Consider the following 4,307-nt stretch of genomic DNA (forward strand, 5'->3'; position numbering starts at 1 on the left):
TGGTCGGTGGTGGTCGTACATCCGGTTTTCGCCAACCACGTGAGGCCGCCGGTGGCCGCCACGTGGACGGCGTCGGCGTCGATACCTGCCCAGACGGGGTACAGGGTGGTCAGCCACTCGAAAAGCGTCGAGTCCGCGGCCAGGCCTCGGGTGATCCATTGGTAGAGATGATGATGTGTGTTGACCAGACCCGGCGTGATCAGGCAACCACTCCCGTCGATCACTTGCGCACCCGGGTATTCGGGTGGCGTTCCGGCGCCGACGTCGACGATCTTGTTGCCCGAGATCACCACATAGCCGTCGGAGTACTCGGAGCGGTCGCCGTCCATCGTGACCACATGAGCGCCCGCCACGACGAGTGTTGCCCCGAGAGCTGATTCGGTCACGACAACCAACCGGCGTAGGTGGTCCACGACGGTCCCGCGTCTGGTGCGTCGGATCGGCTGACCGCAGCTTGGATCAGGCCGTACGGACGATCCGCAGCGTGGAACACCTCGTTGTCGTTCTCCACTCCGAAGCGGCCGAGTGCATATTCGAAATGATGCTTGTTGGGTGCGGACAGTCGAACCTCCGCGATGATCGGGAATTCCTCGAGGATCGCCTTGCCGATGTGGAAGAGCGTCTGCTGCAGGGCGAGTGAATGTACCTGTGCGAACTGCTTGACGATCTGTGCCTTGATGCCCGCGTAGACCGATTCCCAGTCGACGTCGGTGGTGACGAATCGCCACTGGGCGACCAACGTCGTCGCCATGACGCGGTCGTCGGTCGGCTCGAGAACGGTGTACGGATCTTCGAGAAAACCCGAGAACTCACTACCGGTCGATTTGAGGATCACCAGGTCCTTCAGGCCGCCGATCACCCATGTCCCGGTATCGGAGATGGTGATCGACGCCGTCCGAACTTCCTGACCCTTCCGAATCCAGGTGTAGTCGTGTTCGCTGCCGTCGACAATCGCACGCTCCCAGGCGTATTCCTCGATCTCGATCCGCGCGCCACTGACCGGTTCGATGTCGTCGACGAAATGACGGGCGAGTTCGAGTCCGTACGTCTCGATCGAGATCAGACCCTTTTCCTTGGCGTAGGAGTAGGCCGTTTGTTTCTGCGTGTCGGTCGGCAGAACCTTCGATTGATCACCGGTGAGGTATGCGTCGGCGAAATCTCCACGCAGGCAGGTGGAGACGTTGATGTCGTGAATTTCGTGACGGGGGGTGTCTCGATAGATTCGGACTACTCGATTTTCCGCTTTGCCGTACTGGTGACCCGATAGTTCGATCGATCCGCTCAACCGTTCGGTGTTCGTACTGCCGGTTGTGATGTTGCCGGTCGTGATGTTTTCGGTAGTCACGTGTTCAGCTCCCGCGATAGGTGGAATAAGCAAAGGGCGACAGCAACAGTGGGACGTGATAGCCCCGTGCCGTGTCGTCCACCCGGAAGGTCACTGTCACTTCCGGGTAGAAGTTTTCTTGTCCGTTGGTCTCGAAATACGTTCCGGTGTCGAAAGTCAGGGTGTAGTGACCGGCGGTCAGGCCACTGGGAGCAAGTTCGGGGATGCGGCCGTCGGAGTCGGTCTCCGCAGTGGTGACGGAGGCGCCGTCTCGATCACGAAGTTCGACGCGAATCCCCGCCGCGGGGTTGCCCGTCGTCGCGTCGAGAACGTGCGTGCTGAGGGTCTTGCTCATGCTGTGCCTCCGGCGAGTGCATCGATCAGACGGGCGAGTCTGATCCGATTGATGGCGGCCAATTCGGTTCGAAGCACGGAACGCTCGGTCGCCGGGTCGTTTCGGAGACGACCTCGAAGGATGTCGAGGAGCTCCGTTCCAGATTTCCCCGACGCGCAGACCAGGTAAACATGGCCGAATGTCTCTTCGTACTCGGCGTTCTTCCGTCGAAGTTCCGCGAGTACGTCTTCTGTCGCCGACGAGACTCCCGACTGTTCACGGGTAGAGGCCGCGCTCTCGCTTCGCTCACCGATTCGTGGGTGGCCGGAGAGAGCGTCGTCGATCTCGGACTCGGGAAGCTCGGCCAGCACCGCATCTGCTTTGTCGAACAGAGCTTCCAGATCGGCGAACGGGCGAGACGAGGCGATTTCCTGTGCCCACACGGCGGAATGGCAACACTCGAGCAGCGCCGCGACTGCCTGGTGGTCACCGAGCGCATCGAAGGCTCCGAGACCACTGGAATTCGTTGTAGGCATGTCCACAGGATTACTTGAGCATGTTACGGATCTGTAGCGCAGCAATTACGGGAGATGATGTGTCTCGATCTTATTTCTCCGGCTGCTCTTCCCCGATCACGGTTTCTCGGCGACCGATACATTCTCAGGTATGACCGATACTCCGAAGCTGTCTTCCGTCGTACCGTCCCTGGCGAACCTCCGAGACATCGGTGGCCCCGAATCGAGCTTCGGTGGCACCGTCCGCACCGGGATCGTGTTTCGTTCCACCGATCTGGCATCGCTCAGTGCGGACGGCGCACAGACCCTCGCCGATCTGGGCATCGTCACGATCTACGATCTGCGCACCGAATCCGAACGCGAGACGGCACCGGATCTGACGCCGGACGGTATCCGAGAAATCGGCCTGGACGTATTGGCGGACAAGCAGTATCGCGCCATTCCGGCTCAGATGCAGCAGATGATCGCCGACCCGGCGTTTGCTGCCGAAGCATTGGGCAGCGGCCAGGCGCTCGAGTACTTTCAGGGAAGTTACCGCGATTTCGTGAGCTTGCCGAGTGCGGTCGCGTCGTACCGGCAACTGTTCGTCGACTTGGCCCAGCCGCCCAGCTCGCCGGCACTCATTCACTGCACCACGGGCAAGGATCGGACGGGTTGGGCCGCCGCCGCGTTACTTCTGTTCCTGGGCGCTTCCGAGGACGCGGTCTTCGCGGACTACCTCGAAACCAACAAGATTTTGTTGCCGATGTTCGCGCCGCTCCTCGAGCGATTCGAGGCCAAGGGGATCGACCCGACCCTGCTCGAGGGTGTCCTCGGTGTCAGGCGCGAGTACCTGGAGGCGTCGATGGCAGAGCTCGCGCAGGTACACGGATCCATCGAGGCCTACTTCACCGACGGCTTGAAGATCGACGCGTCGACCCAGGACCAATTGCGGAGCAACCTGCTCAGCTGATCAGGACCTGCTCGGCTCGTCTCGGCGGGAAGTTCGTCGCCTCGTCAAGAGGCTGACGATACCGATCCCGATGGCGATGCCGAGCAGGTCGGCGCTGCCGTCCCAGATCGAACCGGAACGCGAAATGGGCAGCGCTGCTTGAAGAACCTCGGACGTCGCGGCAAAGATCAACAACCAAACAGCCGTGAGCCACACCGGGATCCGCGCGTGCAACGAGGTGATCGCCAATACCGCGAACATCAGCGTGTGAGTGATCTTGTCGGTGTTCTCCGGGCTCGAGGGCACGGTGGAACCCGGGGAGAAGAGCATGATCAGGGCAATGACCACGGCGATCGCCAACGGCCAGTATCGGTTGTTCTTCAATTCGTCTGCCCCTCGACGACGACGAGTCCGAGTGCACCTTCGGCGAATCTGGTGACGGCGTCGGCGGCCGTCGTGAGCGCCTCGGTGTGCCCGTCGCGGGCCCAGCCGGTGAGCAGGGCGGTGGAGTCGAGAGGCGTCAGAACGACCTCGGCGAGAAGCTCACCGGTGTTGGGTTGGCACACTGCCCAGGAGTAGACGCTGTTTTCGTGCCACTGAGCGCTTCGCTGACTCACGTAATCGGGGTCGGTGATACCACCATCGGCAAGGGCGGGGCGGTCGTCCACACGCTCGTCTGCGCGTAGTGCGCGTAGATACCAGCCGCCTGCGTTGATCTCGATCGGCTCCATCAGTCGGAGTCCCGCTCGCGGCGGCGCTTGGCTTTGCGTTCCCGGTCGGTACCGAACAGCAGTGCACCGGCCAGGGGAATCGCGAGGAACCACAACCAGGTACCGGTGACGAAGAACAGGATCACCGCGAGAATCGGGACGACGGCCATGACGCGACCGGACCAGTCGGGGTTGAAGCCTCGCTCCGCCGGTGCGTCGGGAGGCGTCACCATCGACAGGGGAGCGGTGCCGGGGGCTTGGTAGTTGCCCGGAAGATCGGCGAACACCGGAACGAGTTCACTGCGAGTTGTTGCGGCACTGACGATTCCGCTTCTCTCGTCGAACTCGGTGACGGTGAGGCGGCCTGCGGCGAAGTGCTCGCTCAGGAGATCGAGTGCCTGCTCGCGTTCTGCAGTGCCGATGCGAATGTCGGGGACGTCAGCCATCGTTACAGCCTACTCAAACGACTGTGCGCCTTTCCGGTAGTGGGGAC

Annotated in this window: 8 protein-coding genes; 1 reads left to right on the top strand and 7 read right to left on the bottom strand. The window is 61.8% G+C overall.

Annotated elements, in window-relative coordinates; translation table 11 throughout:
* From RWT78_RS28430 to uraD, 4 genes are all read right to left on the bottom strand, one after another.
* On the bottom strand, positions 1-329 hold a 329-nt coding region (locus tag RWT78_RS28430), incomplete at its 3' end, for an amidohydrolase family protein (RefSeq protein WP_314682670.1).
* Between the two features lie 53 nt (positions 330-382).
* A complete protein-coding gene (pucL, locus tag RWT78_RS28435; protein WP_037129153.1) occupies positions 383-1,285 on the bottom strand; it encodes a factor-independent urate hydroxylase in 903 nt (300 codons plus the stop codon).
* Positions 1,286-1,349: 64 nt separating this feature from the next.
* Positions 1,350-1,679: a hydroxyisourate hydrolase gene (uraH, locus tag RWT78_RS28440; RefSeq protein ID WP_003940720.1), complete on the bottom strand. Its 330-nt coding sequence runs from the start codon at positions 1,677-1,679 to the stop codon at positions 1,350-1,352.
* Positions 1,676-2,194 carry a 2-oxo-4-hydroxy-4-carboxy-5-ureidoimidazoline decarboxylase gene (uraD, locus tag RWT78_RS28445; RefSeq protein ID WP_030535033.1) on the bottom strand — a complete coding sequence of 173 codons (519 nt, stop codon included), beginning with the start codon at positions 2,192-2,194 and terminating at the stop codon, positions 1,676-1,678. Before uraD ends, uraH begins: the two co-directional genes overlap by 4 nt.
* 130 nt (positions 2,195-2,324) lie before the next feature.
* Between uraD and RWT78_RS28450 the strand changes: the two genes are divergently transcribed.
* Positions 2,325-3,125, top strand: coding sequence for a tyrosine-protein phosphatase (locus RWT78_RS28450; RefSeq protein ID WP_003941008.1), 801 nt, complete (start codon positions 2,325-2,327; stop codon positions 3,123-3,125).
* Here RWT78_RS28450 and RWT78_RS28455 read toward each other — a convergent pair whose 3' ends face one another.
* Genes RWT78_RS28455 through RWT78_RS28465 form a run of 3 tightly spaced genes read right to left on the bottom strand, consistent with a single transcriptional unit; the run spans position 3,126 to position 4,260 of the window.
* Positions 3,126-3,488 (bottom strand): VanZ family protein, encoded by a 363-nt coding sequence (locus RWT78_RS28455; protein WP_003940977.1) that lies wholly within the window; start codon positions 3,486-3,488, stop codon positions 3,126-3,128.
* Entirely contained in the window at positions 3,485-3,835 is a 351-nt protein-coding gene (locus RWT78_RS28460) for a hypothetical protein (RefSeq protein WP_003940792.1), read from the bottom strand. The genes RWT78_RS28455 and RWT78_RS28460 overlap by 4 nt, the downstream gene beginning before the upstream one ends.
* The gene (locus tag RWT78_RS28465) at positions 3,835-4,260 is read right to left on the bottom strand and encodes a DUF1707 domain-containing protein (RefSeq protein WP_003940708.1); all 426 of its coding nucleotides are present in this window, start codon (positions 4,258-4,260) and stop codon (positions 3,835-3,837) included. Before RWT78_RS28465 ends, RWT78_RS28460 begins: the two co-directional genes overlap by 1 nt.
* Between the last annotated feature and the right edge of the window lie 47 nt (positions 4,261-4,307).

This window comes from uncultured Rhodococcus sp. (assembly GCF_963525155.1).
GTDB lineage: Bacteria > Actinomycetota > Actinomycetes > Mycobacteriales > Mycobacteriaceae > Rhodococcus_F > Rhodococcus_F qingshengii.

Excerpts from the sequence above, each read along its gene's own strand:
- RWT78_RS28460 (WP_003940792.1), bottom strand. The coding sequence starts at position 3,835 with ATGGAGCCGATCGAGATCAACGCAGGCGGCTGGTATCTACGCGCACTA.
- uraH (WP_003940720.1), bottom strand. The coding sequence starts at position 1,679 with ATGAGCAAGACCCTCAGCACGCACGTTCTCGACGCGACGACGGGCAAC.
- RWT78_RS28450 (WP_003941008.1), top strand. The coding sequence starts at position 2,325 with ATGACCGATACTCCGAAGCTGTCTTCCGTCGTACCGTCCCTGGCGAAC.
- RWT78_RS28465 (WP_003940708.1), bottom strand. The coding sequence starts at position 4,260 with ATGGCTGACGTCCCCGACATTCGCATCGGCACTGCAGAACGCGAGCAG.
- uraD (WP_030535033.1), bottom strand. The coding sequence starts at position 2,194 with ATGCCTACAACGAATTCCAGTGGTCTCGGAGCCTTCGATGCGCTCGGT.